Source organism: Candidatus Odyssella thessalonicensis L13 (genome assembly GCF_000190415.1).
Taxonomy (GTDB): domain Bacteria; phylum Pseudomonadota; class Alphaproteobacteria; order Paracaedibacterales; family Paracaedibacteraceae; genus Paracaedibacter; species Paracaedibacter thessalonicensis.
This window is the reverse complement of the sequence record NZ_AEWF01000001.1, coordinates 225,259-243,222: the sequence shown is the minus strand read 5'-3', so window position 1 is coordinate 243,222 and position 17,964 is coordinate 225,259. Positions and strand designations below refer to the sequence as shown.

Genomic DNA, 17,964 nt, shown 5'->3' with positions numbered 1-17,964 from the left:
TCACCTCTGGTTAACGATATCTGGACCAATTTTGATATATTTACGCATCAAATAAAGGTCAACAATTAAAAGAATGCTATAGAAAACGACAAAACCTATTAAAGAAGTCAGCACTTGCCCTTGAGAGACACTCGACACCCCTAAAAAGGTAGGCAAGACGCCCTCTATAGCCCAAGGCTGGCGGCCATATTCGGCCACAATCCATCCTAACTCAATAGCTATCCATGGTAAGGGAAGACTGATAAAAGCCAAGCGTAGGAAGTTCTTATGGGTATGCACATCACGGCGCGCTGCACGATAGAACGCATAGCCAAACAGCAAGATAAAATATAATCCGAGGCCAACCATCAAACGAAATGACCAGAATAAAACGGGAACGTTAGGAATTGTGGCTTCTGCGGCTTTGTCAATAATGTCGGACGTAGCCTGCGAGGGATCATCAATAAACTTCTTTAAAAGAAGACCATAACCTAGGTTGTCTTTGTTTCCGGTAAATATCTTTTGTGCCGTTTCATCATTTTTATCTTGCCGGAGTAACTGCAGGGCTTTATAGGCTTCGATACCACTAGCAATTCTTATCTTAGCATGCTCTACCAGCTCTTTAATTCCGGGCACTTCTTGATCAAATGAACGGGTGGCAATTAATCCTAATACCCAAGGAACTTTAACTTCAGCATAAGTTTTGCGGTCCTTTAAACTGGGAATACCGAACAGCGTAAAACTGGCCGGAGCGGGTTCTGTCTCCCACATTGCTTCCATGGCAGCCAATTTCATCTTTTGGTTCTCAGAGGCGGTATAGCCGCTTTCATCCCCGAGCACCACAACAGATAATGCTGAGGCCAAGCCAAAACTGGCGGCGACAGCTATAGAACGTTTGGCAATATCAGTATGCTTTCCTTTTAAGAGATAATAAGCACTAATTGATAAGACAAACATCGCTCCTGTTACATAGCCCGCACTCACGGTGTGTACAAATTTACATTGCGCAACCGGATTGAAAAATACTTGGTAAAAAGAGCTTAGCTCCATACGCATGGATTCTGGATTAAAGTCTGATCCTATAGGATTCTGCATCCAAGCATTGGCAATAAGAATCCATAAAGCCGAAAAATTTGTACCTAGTGCTAACAGCCATGTACAAACTAAATGTTGTACCTTTGTCAGTTTGTTCCAGCCAAAGAAAAATAGTCCAATAAAGGTCGCTTCTAAGAAAAAGGCCATTAATCCTTCAATAGCTAATAAGGATCCAAAAATGTCGCCAACATAATGGGAGTAATAGGCCCAATTGGTTCCAAATTGAAATTCCATGGTAATTCCGGTCGCAACCCCCATGGCAAAGTTAATTCCAAAGAGGACGCCCCAAAATTTAGTCATTGTTCGCCATATTTCCTTGCCCGTCATCACATAGACGCTCTCCATAATGGCAAGGATGAACGACAATCCTAATGTTAGGGGAACAAAGAGAAAGTGGTACAAGGCGGTAACGGCAAATTGTAGCCGTGATAAATCAACAATAGTTTCCATAGCTAATCCATAAGTTTATGTTGAATTAAAGAGGTATTCACTTTAATGCGGTTTTCTTTTGGAAATAAACACTGAGCCATCCAAGTAACGATCATGACCTTGATCACAATTATAACGCCCAGATGCACAAAATATCGCCGCATTTAAAAAACCCAACATATTGATATTACTTAACTATAACTTTATTTTGATGAGGACGTACAGGGATGGGTTGTCGCAGTTAAAAATCTCTTAACCTGAAAAATGTACAAATTGAGCACAAATCAGTTGACGCACTAGACAGTTTTAAGCAATAAATAAATTATGTTTAGCAGATGCTAATACGGAAGGGTGGCTGAGTGGTTGAAAGCACCGGTCTTGAAAACCGGCAAGGGGGCAACTCCTTCGTGGGTTCGAATCCCACCCCTTCCGCCACGTTTGATTTGGAATTTTTCAAGGTGGAAAACGAAGTGTACCTTGAAAAGTTTCGAAAGCAGACGTAGGATAGGAGTAAAAAAGATTACCTATTCCTGTTCCTGATGTAAGTTGTTAAAAATAAAATGCAGAGCAATAAGCCCTGCAAGAAATGATACCTCACGGTTATCAAATCGGAACGTAGCGCAGCCTGGTAGCGCACTACTCTGGGGGGGTAGGGGTCGTGGGTTCAAATCCCGCCGTTCCGACCATTTACTCTCTAATTATCTTCTCAAGCATACCTAATTTGATAATTACTCTTAGCGATTTCTGTTACTGGCTGCCTATTGAGCTTTAAGAGCTCAATTAGATTGTCATCCATTTTATAGGCATCAGGACTAAAATGGGGTTTGCCATCGTCCGACAGCCATACAGTCTGATAAGTAAAATAAACTGGCAGCTGCTTTTTAAGAGGGACCGTGATGGTACGCCCGGAATTGATCTGTTCCTGAACTTTGTTTTCATTCCAGCCATTCTCCTTTTGAAGCACCCAAGCAGCCAATTGATTAGGATATTGCAAGCGAATACAACCAGATGAGAGATTACGGCGCGGTTTGTCAAACAGCTTGCCTGTAGGGGTACCATGGAGATAAATAGCATAGGGATTATCAATATTTAGCTTGATGCGCCCCAAAGCGTTTTGAAAGCCCGGCCTTTGCCTTAAGTTTATATTAGAACCGTGACTTTCCCAATCTACATGGTAAGGATCCAATTGATTACCGGCATTATCATAGACGGTAAAACCGGCTCGCTCAATATAACTTGGATCATTAATAATCTTAGGAAGCTTATCACGCACTAGAATACTCTTAGGAACCCCCCAGGAAGGATTGATCACAATATTTTTTAATGGTGCATAAAATAGCGGAGTTTTACGCCCAACTTGACCGACAATGGAGCGCATACGGATATCTATTTTCTTATTGGTAACCGCCAAGACTTCATAACCGGCTACATTAACAATAATATGGCGTTCCCCTAAATCATCGGGCAGCCAACGTAGGCGCTCCATATTAATAATAATCTGCTGGATGCGACGTTTAATTGGCACATTGAGAGCGCGGGCCGTATCCTCACCGATAACACCATCAGCTTCTAAATTATTGTGGCGCTGAAAGTCGACTACGGCATTAAATAACTCCTGAGTATAGACGTCATCAAAATTAGCATCTGTATAATAGCCATAGGCGACCAGGATTTTCTTGAGAGCTACAATATTAGGGTCCGATTGTCCCACTTTCACCTTTGTCTTTTTTAAGCTGGGAAGATCTCCCCATTTAGCAGACAAGGCTTTAAAGGTCTGAAGCAGAGTCTTTAAATCCTGATAACCCGTAACATCGGGGGCCATCTGGGTCAACTTATTAAACTTATTGGCCCCATCTTGTAAAGCCTCAGTCAGCAACTTGACAGGATCTGTTTTAGGAGACACAAGCTTAATCGTGCGAGCAGCATCTTTTGCAGGCACACGCCCCACACGCACATGGTCAATAAACCTTAAGAAAGTATTTGTGAGAGCAATCTCTGCTGTAGCCCAGTCAGCGTCTTTCTTTTCTGCCCAACCTTCTTGATAATCTAGAGGATCCAATCCTTCTTGATCCGCTTCCTTCAGTACTTTTTTAGCTATTTGAGCGGCAACACTTTCTTTCCCGTTCGGATACCAAACAGCCGTATAGTTATGCTGCTTGTAAAACTCGCGGGTGTCGCTACTCAGGCTCTTATTACTACTAACAAGCGCTTCAAGGTGTTTATTGGCATCAGAGAAATTAGCAGACGCTGCCATTGCTGCAGACCCGCACACTATTATCACTGCAAGTAATCGATTAATTATGGTCTTCATGACGATAATGTCCTGTTCAGGGTTATCCTCACGATAAAATAGTGTCGTAGGGTTAATTAATCTTTAAAGCAGGACAAAAATATTAGTCTTCAAAGTTCTGAATTGTCTTTATCACATAGGTATAAGCAGTGATAATGGTTAATATCCCCGCAGCCCATAAAAATAATTCGCCCACCCAGGCGATGGGGCGCTTGGAGACATCACCTATCAGCAGAACAGTAATTGCTAACATTTGAGTCGCTGTTTTCCATTTTGCCAGGTTACTCACAGGTAATGAGACATTAATGTCACTCAAATGTTCACGCAGGCCGGAAACCATAATTTCACGGCACAGGATAATGGCAGCAGGGATTAAGGAAAGGCGGGAAATTTTATCATAGCCTGCCATGTAGAGGAGGGTGGTAGCAACTAACAGTTTATCGGCGATAGGGTCTAAAAATGTTCCCAGCTTGCTGCTTTGCTTGAGAACTCGCGCTAAATAGCCATCCAAATAATCGGTAAAGCAGGCGCTAGCAAAGGCAAAAACCGCCAGCCATCGCCAGAATACAGTGTCGACGTAAAACGCAACTACCACCACCGGTATCAATAAAATTCGAATGAATGTCAAGATATTGGGTATTGTTAGCACGGATTATGTCTCCTTGTTTGAGACTATAGTGGCATTATTATTTTTGGAGTTCAAGGCAGCTTTTTCAAGTTGCCAAAAAATATCTGATTTTTCATAAATTTTACTGGACTGAGTTTCCGTATCAAAGGCAATAAAGTCGTCCTTTCTATCCATAACCAAGAGCGCTTTGTGAGTCTCAGGCTGCTTTTGATGAGATATCACAATTGGCAAGCCACCGCCGGTATATGTAAAAGACATTAATGATTCAAAAGCTTGAGGGGCTACTATACTAAGAATAACACACATTACTACACTTTGGCGCGATCGCTGCTCAATGGGAGAACTATATTCAAGGGGCCTCACAAAAAACACCATATATGCTAGAAAAGGTGCAAATGCAAAGGCATTTAAAGGAGAAAAATTTTCATCAACATTGTTGAGCATTAGCAGAAGATTTAAGGACCAGTACAAAAAACAAAGTAATTTACACTCAAGCAAACAAATATATAGCTTCTTGTTTCATCAGAAGAAAATATAGAAAATATCCCTATTATCGCCCATAGCTGCAATAATAAGAGAGCATTCTCTGGCTGCCCATGCAGAATTAGCCAGAAGAATAAAGTATAAAGGAAGGGGACCGCAAAGACATAAATTTTAGGAAGCTTAATAATAAATGTTATAATGCCTAAAATGGTTTTTATAAATCTGTTTACCCTACTTTTAGAATGGAGCGACATTGTAGTGCATAACAGAATTATTTTTACATAGAACACTAAAGATTTTTTAATGCGTAAAGAGAGGACAAACTCTTTAGATTTTAAATATTGGATAAGATTTAATGATCTTAAGTAATCTCCTGCGTTAATCATTAAAATAATAATAGATGTAAAAGAAAATATATATACAATACATATTAATGCTAAATTAAAATAATTCTTATCCCATAAAATTTCTGGCGCTATTTTGTATCTATTAGAATAAATAATAACTGATATAAGCATCGCAATAATTGAGACGACTAGCGAAATCCCGAGCGGCGCCTTAAACTTATTGAATCCTCTATTAAGCTCAAGGTGATATTTCCGAGTATGTTCTTGTAAATATTCTCCTGCCTTTTTAATATCTTCGTATTTAGAAATCATTTCACCACTCAATAACTCTAAAAATTAATTTAGAATTTTATTTACTATAACCTTTTCTAAAAAACAATAAAATTATCCCAGGGTGTCATGGAAATGGCTATAAATAACATTCGCAACCGCTTCACTGATGCCTTCCACCACCATCAGATCGTGCACACTGGCGGCGGAGATGCCGCGGACAGAGCCAAAATGCTGCAGCAGCGCCTTCTTGCGTTTAGGACCAATGCCAGAAATCTCATCCAATTGGGACTTAATCATAGATTTTTGTCGCCCGGCCCGGTGGGTGCCAATGGCAAAACGGTGAGCTTCATCCCTTAGGCGTTGGAGAAAGTGTAGGGTAGGGGAATTATGCTCAAGGGAGAAGGGTTCTTGGCCGACCATAAAAAATCGTTCTCGTCCAGCATTGCGCTGTTCCCCTTTAGCAATGCCAACAATGGTAACGCCTTTGATATCCATTTCTTCCATTACTTTAAGGACAGCATTTAACTGCCCTAGGCCGCCATCAATCAACATGAGATCAGGCAGCTGCCAGTCTTCCTGATCGGCCCGGGCGAAACGACGTGACAAGACTTCACGCATCATGGCGTAGTCATCGCCTCCAAACCCCGGTTGCGCCCCCTTAATAGCAAACTTGCGGTAAGCGCGGCGATTAAAGCCATTTTCATCGGCGACCACCATAACGCCATAAGGGTTGGTCCCCTGGACATGGCTATTGTCGTAAACTTCTATACGGGAAGGACGTGCCGATAATTGGAAAGTTGACGCCACATCTTCAAAAAGTTTAGCCATGGAGCTCGACTCATTTAGCTTACGAGAGATGGCATCTTTTGCGTTCGAGAGCGCATGATCGATCAGTTCTTTCTTTGTTCCCATTTTGGGGATTTCCCAACTGGTTACTTTACCAAAATGTTCACGGCAGCTCGATTTAATTAGATCCAACTCTTCCGGCTGATAGCTTAATAAGACTTTCTTAGGCGGTTCTCGCTCTGCATAAAACTGTGTTAGAAAAGCTGCCAGTTTTTCTTCTAACGAAGCTTCTTGAGCGTGGGCTAAAAAGAAAGACTCTGTCCCAAAATTCCGTCCATGCCTAAAGAAGAAAACCTGTACACAGGTTTGGCCAGAGTTTTCTAAAATAGCGACAACATCAGCATCGCTGATCCCTTCAACATTTATGCGTTGACGTGCAACCAACCGCGTAATCATGGCAATCCGATCCCGGTAAGTCGCCGCCGCCTCATAATCCAGCGCTTCACTGGCTGCATGCATCTTTGTAGCCAGAAATTCTTGAACCTTAGAAGATCTACCTAAGATGAAGTCAATCGCTTGTTTGACCAATTCATTATAATCTTCTGGGTTAATCTTGTTAACACACGGGGCAGAGCACCGCTTAATATGATATTGCAAACAAGGCCGGGTCCGTCCTGAAAAATAATTATCGGTGCAATTACGCAGCAGAAAAATCTTTTGCAGCAGAATTAATGATTCATCGACGGCCGCATTGCTGGCAAAGGGGCCAAAATATCGCCCTTTAATTTGCTGGGGTCCACGATGCTTAACAATTCTTGGGTATTTATGATCCTGAGTAATTAACACATAAGGAAAAGATTTATCGTCTTTTAAAAGGATATTATAGCGAGGCTGAAGCTTCTTGATGAGATTACTTTCCAACAACAGGGCTTCTATTTCACTATGGGTGGTGACAATCTCCATGCGAATGGTCTCAGCCACCATGCGTTGCAACCGCACTGGTAATTGGTCAGTTTTAGTATAGGCAACAACGCGCTTTTTTAAGCTTTTAGCTTTACCAACGTATAACGGCTCATCGTCCCTATTATACATTCGATAAACGCCGGGTTTCTCTGGCAGAGTTTTAACTACGGATTTAATAACGTTTATTCCGTGGTCTAAGGCAGATGGTTGGCAATCAGATGTCATTTAATAGTGTTAGGATAACAGGATCCTTAAAATTAGAGGGTTACTAATTATGCTCCCTTTACGGGTATCTTTTATCTTGTAAAAAAACGATCTCTAGCCGGGGAGTACAATTCTATAGATAACTATATAAACGATTATGTCCTCAAGAACAACACTATGCCGCTATCTATTTTATAGCTACTGTTAATAATTTTTAAAATTACTAAACACAATTTTAATCAGATAAATATTCATTTCATCTTTCCTGATTAACCAAAGCGAGTTATTGTAGCATTATTCATAACCCTTAATCGGATACTATATTTTTATGATATTTGAGCCGACATTATCATCACATATTTACTCCCTGCCTTTTATCGGGATCTTATTATCCATCTCTCTAGGCCCCATTTTGTTCAGTGAAATATGGCATAAAAATTACTTCCGATTTGTGATCTTTTGGTCCTTAATTAGCCTGACCTTCTTAATAGGTAAATTTGGCGGCGCTGAAGTAGGTCATGAATGGATGCATATGTTTTTGCATGAATATGTCCCCTTCATCTTTATGATTGCTGCTTTATATACCATTACGGGCGGTATTCATATTGTCATCAAGACTCGAGCTAAAGCCTCCCTGAATAGCTTATTTTTAGTCTTTGGTTCTTTTCTTGCTAGCTTTATTGGTACCACAGGCGCATCAATGCTCCTCATCCGTCCTTTCTTGGAGATGAATCGTCATCGTAAATATAAAGTGCACCTAGTGATCTTTTACATCTTTCTCGTCGCTAATATAGGGGGCAGTTTGACACCTCTCGGTGATCCTCCTTTGTTTTTGGGGTATTTGCAGGGGGTTCCTTTTTGGTGGCCAATGCAGCATCTGTTTCTCCCCATGGTGAAACTTTTATTGATACTCATTACTGTATTCTGGCTTCTCGATTACTATTTGTTATCTAAAGAAACTCCCCAACCAAAAGCACGCCAAGAAGGAGAACGGCGTTTTAATATGACGGGCCTGCGTAATCTTCCCATTCTTGCCGGCGTAGTGATCGCAGTTTGGCTCCTCGGTTCTTGGAAAGATGCACCTCAGGTAGGATTTTTTGACTTAACGTGGGCCGAGGTTATCAGAGACCTGCTGTTACTGACCTTGGCTGTCCTATCGTGGAAAATCACTCCCAAGAATGTCCGCCACTATAATCAATATTCATGGGAACCTTTTAAAGAGGTGGCAAAAGTATTTATTGGCATATTTACCACAATTATCCCGGTAATTCAGATGCTCCATCAAGGAAGGGCGGGGCCTTTTGCTCCACTGTTAGAGTTAGCCAATCCAGGCGGGCAGCCAGATAATACTCTTTACTTCTGGTTGACAGGATGGCTTTCTGCTTTCCTTGATAATGCCCCTACCTACTTGGTGTTCTTTCATATGGCCGGAGGAGATGCGCAAGTTTTAGCAACGACTTTAGCGCCCACCTTAATGGCTATTTCCGCCGGAGCAGTCTTTATGGGAGCAATGACCTACATTGGAAATGCCCCCAATTTTATGGTTAAAGCCATTGCTGAGAAGCAGTACGTAAAAAAAATGCCGAGTTTCTTTGGGTATTTGCTTTGGTCCTGTGCTATATTGTTACCTGCTTTTGTAATTTTTTGTAGGTTTTTTCTATATGAATAGGTAGCTAGTATCGTGAAAAGAGGTAAATCATACTTAAGGGAGTTTATCTGGATAGTGCCTCCATTATTTTTGGCAGGATGCAGCTACCTTTTTCCCTCAAAAGAAGATAAAAGGTTTACCCCAAAAGACTTAAATCTACCTGAAATCAAATATCATGCTGAAATGGAAGTCTTAGGTGACAAAAGCGAAGAAAGTTACTTTAAATCAGTACCAGAGCTTATGCATTCTGATGCCTCAGCTCCCACCAGTACCAATGCTTTGCGGTATCGAGCCGAGGCTGATTTGAAGCTTTTACGCAAAGCTTTAAAAAATCGCGGCTATTTTAACGGAAAGGTTGATTATATCCTCGATTACTCTCAGGAAGAAAAGCATATTAAATTCATTGTTACCCCTGGTGAGCTTTATCATATTGAAGGTGTCGATATTGAGATGACTGGCGCTGATGATATTCCCATCATGCCTGCAAAAGCACGTAAAGTTATCAATATCACCAATGGCGAACAGGTCCGGCTAGATAAAGTTATAAATTCTGTTATTCTGCTCAATCGCTACTTTGTTACCCACGGTTATCCGGATGCAAAAGTAGAAGAACCCCTTGGAAGAATAAATGATGCTAAAAGGACTGTACTCTTAATCTACAAAATTGATCTCAATGGAAAAAAGCGTTACGGCAAGCTGACGATTGCTGGCAATCAGTCGGTATCGACGTGCTATATTAAAAACCGATTACCGATTAAAGAAGGTGAATTTTACGACCAGCAAGAGTTAGATAATGCGCGGCGATCTTTATTAGATTCTGAGATTTTTTCCACCGTAATAATAACTCATGAAAGTCAAGGGGACCGAGCTAACCTTAAAGTTGATGTTAAAGAAGCCCCACCGCGACGGGTGGCTGCTGGTCTACGTTATGGGACTCAAGAAGGTATCGGCGGCAAATTACTCTGGCAGCATAAAAATGTTTTCGGTAATGGTGAAGATTTTTATATCCGCGGCGAAGGAGGACAGCGCCAAATGAAAGCATCGATTGGATTGCGTATCCCAGATGTTATATGGCGTGACTTTACTTTATCGACAACAGCCTCTCTGACAAAGGCAAATACTAAAGCTTATGATGGATATGTATATAACTATTATGTAGGTCTGGAACATAAAGTTGATGCATATTCAACCTATTCGGTCGGAGCCGAAGCCGAGTTATCTGATCTGAAGAAATTTAGAAGGGTTAAAAGATATTTTGGTGGCTTGCCAATGTCTTATATTTATGATGCCAGTAATGACCGCATTAATCCTTACAAAGGATGGCGTTTACGCCTTGATTTTGCCCCTTATTTAGGCGACTTTGTTCAAAACCGCCCGATGTTTCGTTTGCATCTTATGTCAAGCCAATATTGGCGATTGGTTAAAAAGGATAAATTTGTTATCGCCACCTGGGAAAGGATAGGACAGATTGAGGGCATTCCTTTTACTGATATTCCGCTTAACCGCTTATGGTATGGTGGCGGAAGTGGCTCTGTTCGGGGTTACGCTTTTCAGAAGCTGAGTAAACCTGATCCCAATGGTAGCCCAATGGGTGGGAAGTCGATTATTGAATTTGGTATCGAGCCGCGCTGGCGCGTTACGGAGACCATTGGCTTATCCCTATTTTGGGAAGCGGGAGCGGTATCAGAGAAGCGGATAGCAGGTTTAAAATCTCAAGAATACCGATCGGGCTATGGAATCGGTGCCAAGTATTATACGGACATTGGCCCCTTGAGGATCGATTTAGCTTTTCCTTCAAAAAGACGCAAAATTAATGGAAAGTCTTATGATTCTGCAGTTCAGTTTTATATAAGCTTAGGGCAGGCCTTCTGATGAGAAGCATTTTATCTTATATCTTTAAATTCTTAGGCATGACGTTTTTAGCAGTAGCCATGTTGCTTCTTATTTTGCAAATCCCAACGATTAATACGAGGGTAGTTCAAGGCATTGTTAATCTTATCGTCCCCCCTGAGATGTATATAAGGATCAGAGGCATCCGCGGTGCCTTTCCCTTTGATATAACAGTAGATAAGGTTAAAATTAAGGATAAACATTGCCGTTGGCTGGAAATCCATGGTCTTAAAATTGATTGGCAAGGCGTCGATATTCTGTATGGTAATCTCCATTTTCCTCAGCTCACAGCAAAGCGCCTGACATTTTGGCGTTTGCCCGATCTTCCACCAGACCCTGATCCTGTAAAGTTACCGTGGTTGAATGTTGATGACCTTCATATAAACTCTGTTGAATGTCCTTTTATCTTTACAGGCAACTTTGAATTTTACGGCAGAGTGGACTCTACCGCTAATGATCACCATCATATGCAGTTCGATTTACGTTTTTCTGATAATCCTGAGCATGTGGACAGGTTCACCTATGATCAAACGGGCATCACCTACCTTTTAAAAGGCAAGATTAATCGGCCCTTAAAGCATTTTGCTCGGTTATCGCCAGAGACGTTTTCTAAAATCCAAACTGGTCAAGCAATTTTAGATGTGGACATCAAAGGAGACACGTATTTTAAGATGGCCTTGGGGCATGTAAAAGGTGAACTTATTAATTTTCGCACTCTTGATAATAACTTACAAACTCTGCTGGGGACTCATCCTAAACTTAATCTGGAAGCTAAAGCTGATGACCAGGGCAATATTAAAAAGGCAGCAGGCAGCGTACAGCTTGGCTTGAAAAAAGAACTATCCTTTCACCTTACGCCAAAGCAAAACAACTCAAAAGAGAACTATAACTTACACGTTCACCTTAAATCTCGGCCGCATGAAGGAGATTTATATGGAGAACTGAAGTTCAAGGATAACACCATCTTCTTAGACCAGCTTCACTTAACAGGAATGGGATGTGATGTTCAGGGTAAACTTCAATACGGTAAGACGATTACCTTTCAGGCACAAGGATCCGTCTACGATCTCTACCCCATCAGTAGTTTAGTTAATTATCCGACCAGAGGCGAAGCAAATTTAGATATATCTTATAACCACCAAGATCTTATGGTTAAAGCTTGGGGCAAGAATATTATAATGAGCGCCCCTAAAAAAACAATTGAGCAATTTGAGGTAAGAAGTGAGATTGTGCAAGGGCAGGGGCCTTTATCCTTAGCTGTACACTCGGGCGAGACCACGCTTAATATTGACTTAACATCGAAGCAATGGTGGCAAGAGATTGTGATCGATAATTTTATATTAAACCAAGGTAAGACTAAGCTTGCCTTTGTTGAAAGTCCCTTTGCCATTAAATGGGAAGAAAAAAGGATATCGGTACCTCATGCCCAGATTAGATTTTTAGATGGTCAGCTTAATTTAAATAATGTTGAATACTCAGCTTCGCCGCGAGGTGAGATTATTCTCGATAAAGTTACTGCCAAAATACTTAACCCTCTCATTAATAATGTTGTCTGGCAAGGCGACATTACTGGCAAACTAGCATTTCAGGACCACCCCTCAAAAGGATATTATGCCGGTTGCCTTAAATTGGTTAACTTTGGCACGGTTAGCGATTTACGCAAAACCCATAAATTAATCAATCTAGCTATAAATTTTTCTCATTCAAGTCGATCCCTCACAATTGATACTCACCTTAGTGATTCCGCAAAAGAATCTCTTCACGGCAAAATTGTCATAGATACTCACAGTTACATCCCTCAGCATGCTGATGTCATCAAATCAACCCTTGCAGGCTCCTTTGATCTTTCTTCACTTAACAGTTTAATCTGGTGGGGTGACCGCTTAAAAGGGACGCTGATGATAGACCATGCCAGCCAAGGAACACTTTCAGCTCTCAATCCGACCATTAAACTCCATATAAAAGATGGCTATTATGAAAATGCTGCTATCGGCACAGTATTAAAAGGAATCAACGGCAGCCTAGCTTTTGCTAATCAAGAATTTGTTATCCCAGAGCTAAAAGGTCGCGATTATCGTAAAGGCGAATTTATGGTAAAGGGCAAAGCTAATTTGCATGAATTATTGGCTCCAACCTTAGATATTCACGTCGCGTTCGATAAGCTAATGCTTGTCAATACTGATCAAGCCATTGTCTCTGTTAGTGGTAAAATTGACGCCAGTACCCCACAACCCCATTCTCATGAGCTCAAAGGCAAAGTCCTTGTAAATTCTGCTTTAATCAATTTAACAGAGCTGGCTCACGAGCCCAAAACTATCCGCACCTTTAGAACGGAGGAAGAATTACATCGCAAGCAAACTAAGAAACACACAGATTTAAAAACAACGCTGAATTTAGACATAGATATACCGAAAAAGCTACTGATTCAAGGTTATGGCTTACGAAGTGAATGGAAAGGCAATCTGAAGGTGCTCGGCCCCCTTAATGCCCCGCAGATTGGAGGAAGTATTAACTCCCTCTCCGGCCGATTAGATATTGCCTCAAAGCGTTTACAGTTATCCCCAAGCTCCGTTTCCTTCCAAACAGTCAAAGGAGAAATAATTCCTTTGTTAAATATCAAGACAAAGAAGCAGGTGCGGGAATATGAAGCCTATATAGTTTTATCGGGCCCCTCTAATAACCCAAAAATAGAATTCATTTCGCTGCCTGCATTGCCAACCGAAGATGTTATTGCTCTGATTCTTTTTGATAAACCGATTGCCGAGGTTACAGCTGCTCAAAGCCTTCAATTAGCGACCACTATGGCTGCTGTAAAAGCGGGCAACTTTAAGGGAAGCGCCTTCGATTCCTTAAACCAGCTGCTCGGAGTCGATGATATTTCTCTGCAAAAAGCGGAGACGTCGGAAGTTATGGATGATGAAAAACAAAGCTATAGCTTAACAATTGGTAAACAGCTATCTGATAAAATTTATGTGGGCGTTGAACAAGGCCTTCAGCAAGAAGTTGGTACCAAGCTAAAAGCTAAAGTAGACGTTACAAAAAATACGAAATTAGAGATCGAAACAGGGACCCAAAATAGTGCTGTTGCTTATGGTTGGGAGTTCCGCTATTAGTGCTGCGTCAATACTACGCATTAAGAAAAATTTCTATACACCCTTGTGCAAGTGAAAAAATCGAGTCACAATGCATTTAGCGGAAATTTTATTTAAGTAGTATAAGATTGATGGCTTTTTCAAGATTAATGGTGGTTCTATCTTTAATTTTTGGCATTTCAGCAGCATTTGCCGACGTCCCCAAACCATGGGAGATCGGGTTTCAGTCGCCCGCGACTCCGACGATGGAGGGTATCACAGAAATGCATAACCTTTTGCTGATAGTTATCTATTCTGTCGGTGTCTTCGTAACCCTTTTATTGGCTTATACCTTATGGCGATTTAATGAGAAGAGAAATGCGACGCCGTCAAAAGTCTCCCATAATACCTTTATTGAGATTATATGGACGCTCTTACCCGTGTTAATCCTAGTGGTTATCGGGGTACCTTCACTTAAATTGCTGTTTTTTAGTGATAAAATTGAGAATGCCGATATAACTGTTAAGGCGATTGGTCGTCAATGGTATTGGACTTATGAATTGCCTGACCATAAGATCGAATTTGATAGCCGGATGATTCCGAGTAGCGATATAAAGCCTGGCCAATTACGTTTACTCGAAGTTGATAACCCGATTGTTGTTCCAGTTAATAAAGCGATCCGTTTATTGGTAACCTCTGATAATGTTCTGCATAGTTTTGCTGTCCCTTCCTTTGGGATCAAAAAAGACGCTGTCCCTGGCCGATTGAATGAGACATGGTTCAAAGTTTCAAAAGAAGGAACCTATTACGGACAATGCTCAGAATTATGTGGTGTCAAACATGGGTTTATGCCAATAGCAGTCAAAGTTGTCTCCCAAGAAGAATTTGATTCATGGGTGAAGAAGCAAAGTCAATCATAAATACTCAAAAAGAAGGTGCAGTATGTCAAGTTTAACTGTTGCAGATCACAATCATCACGGCCATCCCACTGGATGGCGGCGATGGTTATTATCAACAAATCATAAGGATATCGGGACGCTATACATTATCTTTGCTATGGTCGGAGGCTTACTTGGAGGTGCCGCTTCGATGGTTATCCGCGCCCAGTTAATGTACCCCGGAAGTTTAGTGTTAGGCGAAAACTACCAACTTTATAATGTGATCATATCCGCCCATGGGGTGTTGATGATCTTCTTTATGGTCATGCCCGCGTTGATTGGTGGCTTTGGTAACTGGTTTGTCCCCTTAATGATCGGGGCACCAGATATGGCTTTCCCACGCATGAATAACATTAGCTTCTGGCTTATGGTTCCCTCTTTAGCCTTACTGTTAATTTCAGGGGTAACAGCCGGTGGAGCAGGGACCGGGTGGACTTTTTATCCGCCGCTTAGTAATGCCGAATACCACAGTGGCCCTGCCGTCGATTACTTACTTTTCAGCCTCCACTTGGCCGGTGCTTCTTCAATCCTTGGCGCAATCAATTTTATTGTGACCATTTTTAATATGCGCGCCCCCGGAATGACCTTCCATAAGATGCCACTATTTGTCTGGGCCATGTTGGTTACCGCTTTCTTGTTGCTGCTTGCGGTTCCTGTCCTGGCGGGTGGTATCACCATGTTGATTACAGATCGCAACTTCGGTACCACTTTCTTCTCCCCTGCGGGTGGTGGCGATCCTGTACTATTCCAACACTTGTTTTGGTTCTTTGGCCATCCTGAAGTTTATATTATGATCTTGCCTGCCTTTGGCATCATCTCTCAGGTGATCTCAACCTTTGCCCGTAAGCCCATTTTTGGATATCTCGGCATGGCTTATGCCATGGTCGCCATCGCCATCTTAGGCTTTGTGGTTTGGGCCCACCATATGTTTACAGTAGGAATGGACGTTAAAGCTAACGCTTACTTTACCATTGCCACCATGGTTATTGCGGTGCCTACTGGTATTAAGGTGTTTTCTTGGATTGCCACCATGTGGGGCGGAGCGTTACGTTTCCGTGTTCCGATGATGTTCGCTGCTGGCTTTATCCTATTATTTACTATTGGTGGCTTAACCGGCATTGTTCTGGCTAATGGGTCTGTCGACGTTGCTTTACATGATACCTATTATGTGGTTGCCCATTTCCACTATGTGTTGTCAATGGGAGCCTTATTTGGCCTATTTTCAGGATTCTACTACTGGATTGGAAAAATGTCCGGGTATCAATACAATGAGCGCCTTGGTAAAATCCATTTCTGGTTGACCTTTATCGGGGTAAACGTCTTATTCTTCCCCATGCACTTTTTAGGACTCTCTGGAATGCCGCGTCGTATTCCTGATTACCCTGATGCGTTTGCGGGTTGGAACCATGTTGCTTCCCTTGGCGGCTTCATATCTGGTATCGCTGGTCTGTTTTTCTTCTATGTGGTTTACCGCGTCTTTAGAGATAAGCAACCCTGTCCAGCTAACCCTTGGGGTGAGGGAGCTGATACTTTGGAATGGACATTACCATCACCACCTGAGTTCCATTCTTTTGAAGAGCAACCCAAAATTAGCTAAATTGCAAAAGTTAAAAATAGCGAAGGCTTCATATCTTGGAGCCTTTTTAGTTTTTTAATGCAAGCTTTCAGGGGGTGCCAAGTAAGGATTTTTAAAGTTTCATCAAGCTGGACATCTTCTTAGACTACTTTAGGCTGAATAACTTTGCATCTTTTATGATTTTCGTATAAAAAAACAATAAACTAACAAGAGAGTATAAAAAATGATAAAAATATCCGCTACCTTCTTAATAGCCGTCTTAAGTGTTATAGCACATCATCAATGCTTGAGCGCTGATCTCCTAGGGAATATTGATAAATGGGTAGATCCAAGTGTAAGGCAGGATGAAAAGTTAAAAGAGTCTGTCATGAAAGTTATTGCAGACCAAAAACCAACCAAAGTCCCTCTCGAGCAACCTGCACCGACACTTTTAGTCAAGGACCAAGATAAGGGATTATCATTTCCGCCTATAGCAGCTCTCGAAATGCTTCAGGAAGTAGCTAACCTTTACCAAAAATCCCAGGAAAGAGTAGCAATTGTGGATCTAGGATGCGGGTTGGGTTATACTTCGGTTTTACTCCTGCTCGCTGGAGGAAAGGTCGATGCAGTGGAAAAAAGTCTGCCAGCAGCCAAGGAAGCTAACAAATATATTTACAGTAATACCCGTAATATTCTAAATTATAGGGTTGCTGAGGCTCGCCAGTATTACAGTGTTATTCACGAAGATATCGTCAAAGAAAATCAGACACAATGGACAACCCGACCTCATAAAATTGCTGTCTGTAATGCAGTGCTGCATTTTCTAACGCCGGATCAGTGTGACTTACTTGCGCGAAGAGTATTTGATAATCTTGTTGAAGGTGGCAAAGCTTATATTAGTGCAGATTCTCCATACTTTAATGCCTTATGGGTAAAATCTTACTTGAATAAAAAATCAAAGGGCAGACTTTATCCAGGCTATAGCATTCATTCCAGGAAAATCATGAGCGCTACTCATGCTACAGCAGACCATAAACCTAGAAAAGTTAAGGGTGGGCGAGTGCCTGGTTGGTCTTATTTTGGCTATTATTTGGGTAAAAATGCGGTAACTGATCTTGAAAATTCTTTTCATATAGTCAAAAACCTTTTTATGGTTGATGACTTAGCGGCAATTTTCACGAGAGCTGGCTTTAAGATAGAAAAGTGCTATTACATTGATGTTAAAGGCCAGATAGTTCAACCCTTAGACGTGGAAGTCGGCAACCATTATCGCGGCTGTATTGTGGTCAAAAAAGTCAGCCCCTCCTTATGACTTTAGAAAAGATAAGCTTGCTAAGATTAGTCGCTGAAGGGTTATATTAAGCTTCAATTTAAAAACAATAAAT

13 protein-coding genes and 2 tRNA genes are annotated in these 17,964 nt (G+C 41.5%); 8 read left to right on the top strand and 7 right to left on the bottom strand.

The features are described 5' to 3' along the window. Both HMO_RS0101165 and HMO_RS16945 read right to left on the bottom strand, forming a co-directional pair. Positions 1 to 1,524, bottom strand: a complete 1,524-nt coding sequence (locus tag HMO_RS0101165; protein ID WP_010297580.1) for a cytochrome ubiquinol oxidase subunit I — start codon at positions 1,522 to 1,524, stop codon at positions 1 to 3. Positions 1,525 to 1,526: 2 nt separating this feature from the next. Further along, complete coding sequence (locus HMO_RS16945) at positions 1,527 to 1,667, bottom strand: hypothetical protein (protein ID WP_010297578.1); 141 nt, start codon at positions 1,665 to 1,667, stop codon at positions 1,527 to 1,529. A 181-nt stretch (positions 1,668 to 1,848) separates the two neighbouring features. Here HMO_RS16945 and HMO_RS0101155 point away from each other — a divergent pair. After that, positions 1,849 to 1,938 (top strand) — tRNA-Ser (locus HMO_RS0101155). 174 nt (positions 1,939 to 2,112) lie between these two features. Further along, positions 2,113 to 2,189, top strand: a tRNA-Pro gene (locus HMO_RS0101150). A gap of 20 nt (positions 2,190 to 2,209) precedes the next feature. On the opposite strand, the gene HMO_RS0101145 is transcribed toward HMO_RS0101150, so the two are convergent. The 5 genes from HMO_RS0101145 to uvrC form a co-directional block, all read right to left on the bottom strand. Then, entirely contained in the window at positions 2,210 to 3,814 is a 1,605-nt protein-coding gene (locus HMO_RS0101145) for a L,D-transpeptidase family protein (RefSeq protein WP_010297576.1), read from the bottom strand. An 82-nt stretch (positions 3,815 to 3,896) separates the two neighbouring features. Then, positions 3,897 to 4,442, bottom strand: coding sequence for a CDP-diacylglycerol--glycerol-3-phosphate 3-phosphatidyltransferase (pgsA, locus tag HMO_RS0101140; RefSeq protein ID WP_010297574.1), 546 nt, complete (start codon positions 4,440 to 4,442; stop codon positions 3,897 to 3,899). A gap of 3 nt (positions 4,443 to 4,445) precedes the next feature. Then, complete coding sequence (locus HMO_RS0101135) at positions 4,446 to 4,784, bottom strand: hypothetical protein (protein WP_139016794.1); 339 nt, start codon at positions 4,782 to 4,784, stop codon at positions 4,446 to 4,448. A 92-nt stretch (positions 4,785 to 4,876) separates the two neighbouring features. Further along, the gene (locus HMO_RS0101130) at positions 4,877 to 5,563 is read right to left on the bottom strand and encodes a hypothetical protein (protein ID WP_010297570.1); all 687 of its coding nucleotides are present in this window, start codon (positions 5,561 to 5,563) and stop codon (positions 4,877 to 4,879) included. 72 nt (positions 5,564 to 5,635) lie between these two features. Next, entirely contained in the window at positions 5,636 to 7,498 is a 1,863-nt protein-coding gene (gene uvrC / locus HMO_RS0101125) for an excinuclease ABC subunit UvrC (RefSeq protein WP_029448105.1), read from the bottom strand. Positions 7,499 to 7,805: 307 nt separating this feature from the next. Between uvrC and HMO_RS0101120 the strand changes: the two genes are divergently transcribed. From HMO_RS0101120 to HMO_RS0101095, 6 genes are all read left to right on the top strand, one after another. Then, positions 7,806 to 9,146, top strand: coding sequence for a sodium:proton antiporter (locus HMO_RS0101120; RefSeq protein ID WP_010297567.1), 1,341 nt, complete (start codon positions 7,806 to 7,808; stop codon positions 9,144 to 9,146). A gap of 54 nt (positions 9,147 to 9,200) precedes the next feature. Next, a complete protein-coding gene (locus HMO_RS0101115) occupies positions 9,201 to 10,997 on the top strand; it encodes an autotransporter assembly complex protein TamA (RefSeq protein ID WP_010297564.1) in 1,797 nt (598 codons plus the stop codon). Further along, positions 10,997 to 14,128, top strand: coding sequence for a translocation/assembly module TamB domain-containing protein (locus tag HMO_RS0101110; RefSeq protein ID WP_010297562.1), 3,132 nt, complete (start codon positions 10,997 to 10,999; stop codon positions 14,126 to 14,128). The genes HMO_RS0101115 and HMO_RS0101110 overlap by 1 nt, the downstream gene beginning before the upstream one ends. 110 nt (positions 14,129 to 14,238) lie before the next feature. Further along, the gene (gene coxB / locus HMO_RS0101105) at positions 14,239 to 15,006 is read left to right on the top strand and encodes a cytochrome c oxidase subunit II (RefSeq protein ID WP_010297560.1); all 768 of its coding nucleotides are present in this window, start codon (positions 14,239 to 14,241) and stop codon (positions 15,004 to 15,006) included. A 22-nt stretch (positions 15,007 to 15,028) separates the two neighbouring features. Further along, positions 15,029 to 16,621 carry a cytochrome c oxidase subunit I gene (gene ctaD / locus HMO_RS0101100; RefSeq protein ID WP_010297558.1) on the top strand — a complete coding sequence of 531 codons (1,593 nt, stop codon included), beginning with the start codon at positions 15,029 to 15,031 and terminating at the stop codon, positions 16,619 to 16,621. Positions 16,622 to 16,823: 202 nt separating this feature from the next. After that, the gene (locus HMO_RS0101095) at positions 16,824 to 17,891 is read left to right on the top strand and encodes a class I SAM-dependent methyltransferase (RefSeq protein ID WP_010297556.1); all 1,068 of its coding nucleotides are present in this window, start codon (positions 16,824 to 16,826) and stop codon (positions 17,889 to 17,891) included. Positions 17,892 to 17,964: the final 73 nt, after the last annotated feature.

Bases quoted from the DNA above. Each gene is read 5' to 3' on its own strand.
- HMO_RS0101165 (WP_010297580.1), bottom strand. From the start codon at position 1,524: ATGGAAACTATTGTTGATTTATCACGGCTACAATTTGCCGTTACCGCC.
- HMO_RS16945 (WP_010297578.1), bottom strand. From the start codon at position 1,667: ATGCGGCGATATTTTGTGCATCTGGGCGTTATAATTGTGATCAAGGTC.
- HMO_RS0101145 (WP_010297576.1), bottom strand. From the start codon at position 3,814: ATGAAGACCATAATTAATCGATTACTTGCAGTGATAATAGTGTGCGGG.
- HMO_RS0101130 (WP_010297570.1), bottom strand. From the start codon at position 5,563: ATGATTTCTAAATACGAAGATATTAAAAAGGCAGGAGAATATTTACAA.
- uvrC (WP_029448105.1), bottom strand. From the start codon at position 7,498: ATGACATCTGATTGCCAACCATCTGCCTTAGACCACGGAATAAACGTT.
- HMO_RS0101120 (WP_010297567.1), top strand. From the start codon at position 7,806: ATGATATTTGAGCCGACATTATCATCACATATTTACTCCCTGCCTTTT.
- HMO_RS0101110 (WP_010297562.1), top strand. From the start codon at position 10,997: ATGAGAAGCATTTTATCTTATATCTTTAAATTCTTAGGCATGACGTTT.
- coxB (WP_010297560.1), top strand. From the start codon at position 14,239: ATGGCTTTTTCAAGATTAATGGTGGTTCTATCTTTAATTTTTGGCATT.
- ctaD (WP_010297558.1), top strand. From the start codon at position 15,029: ATGTCAAGTTTAACTGTTGCAGATCACAATCATCACGGCCATCCCACT.
- HMO_RS0101095 (WP_010297556.1), top strand. From the start codon at position 16,824: ATGATAAAAATATCCGCTACCTTCTTAATAGCCGTCTTAAGTGTTATA.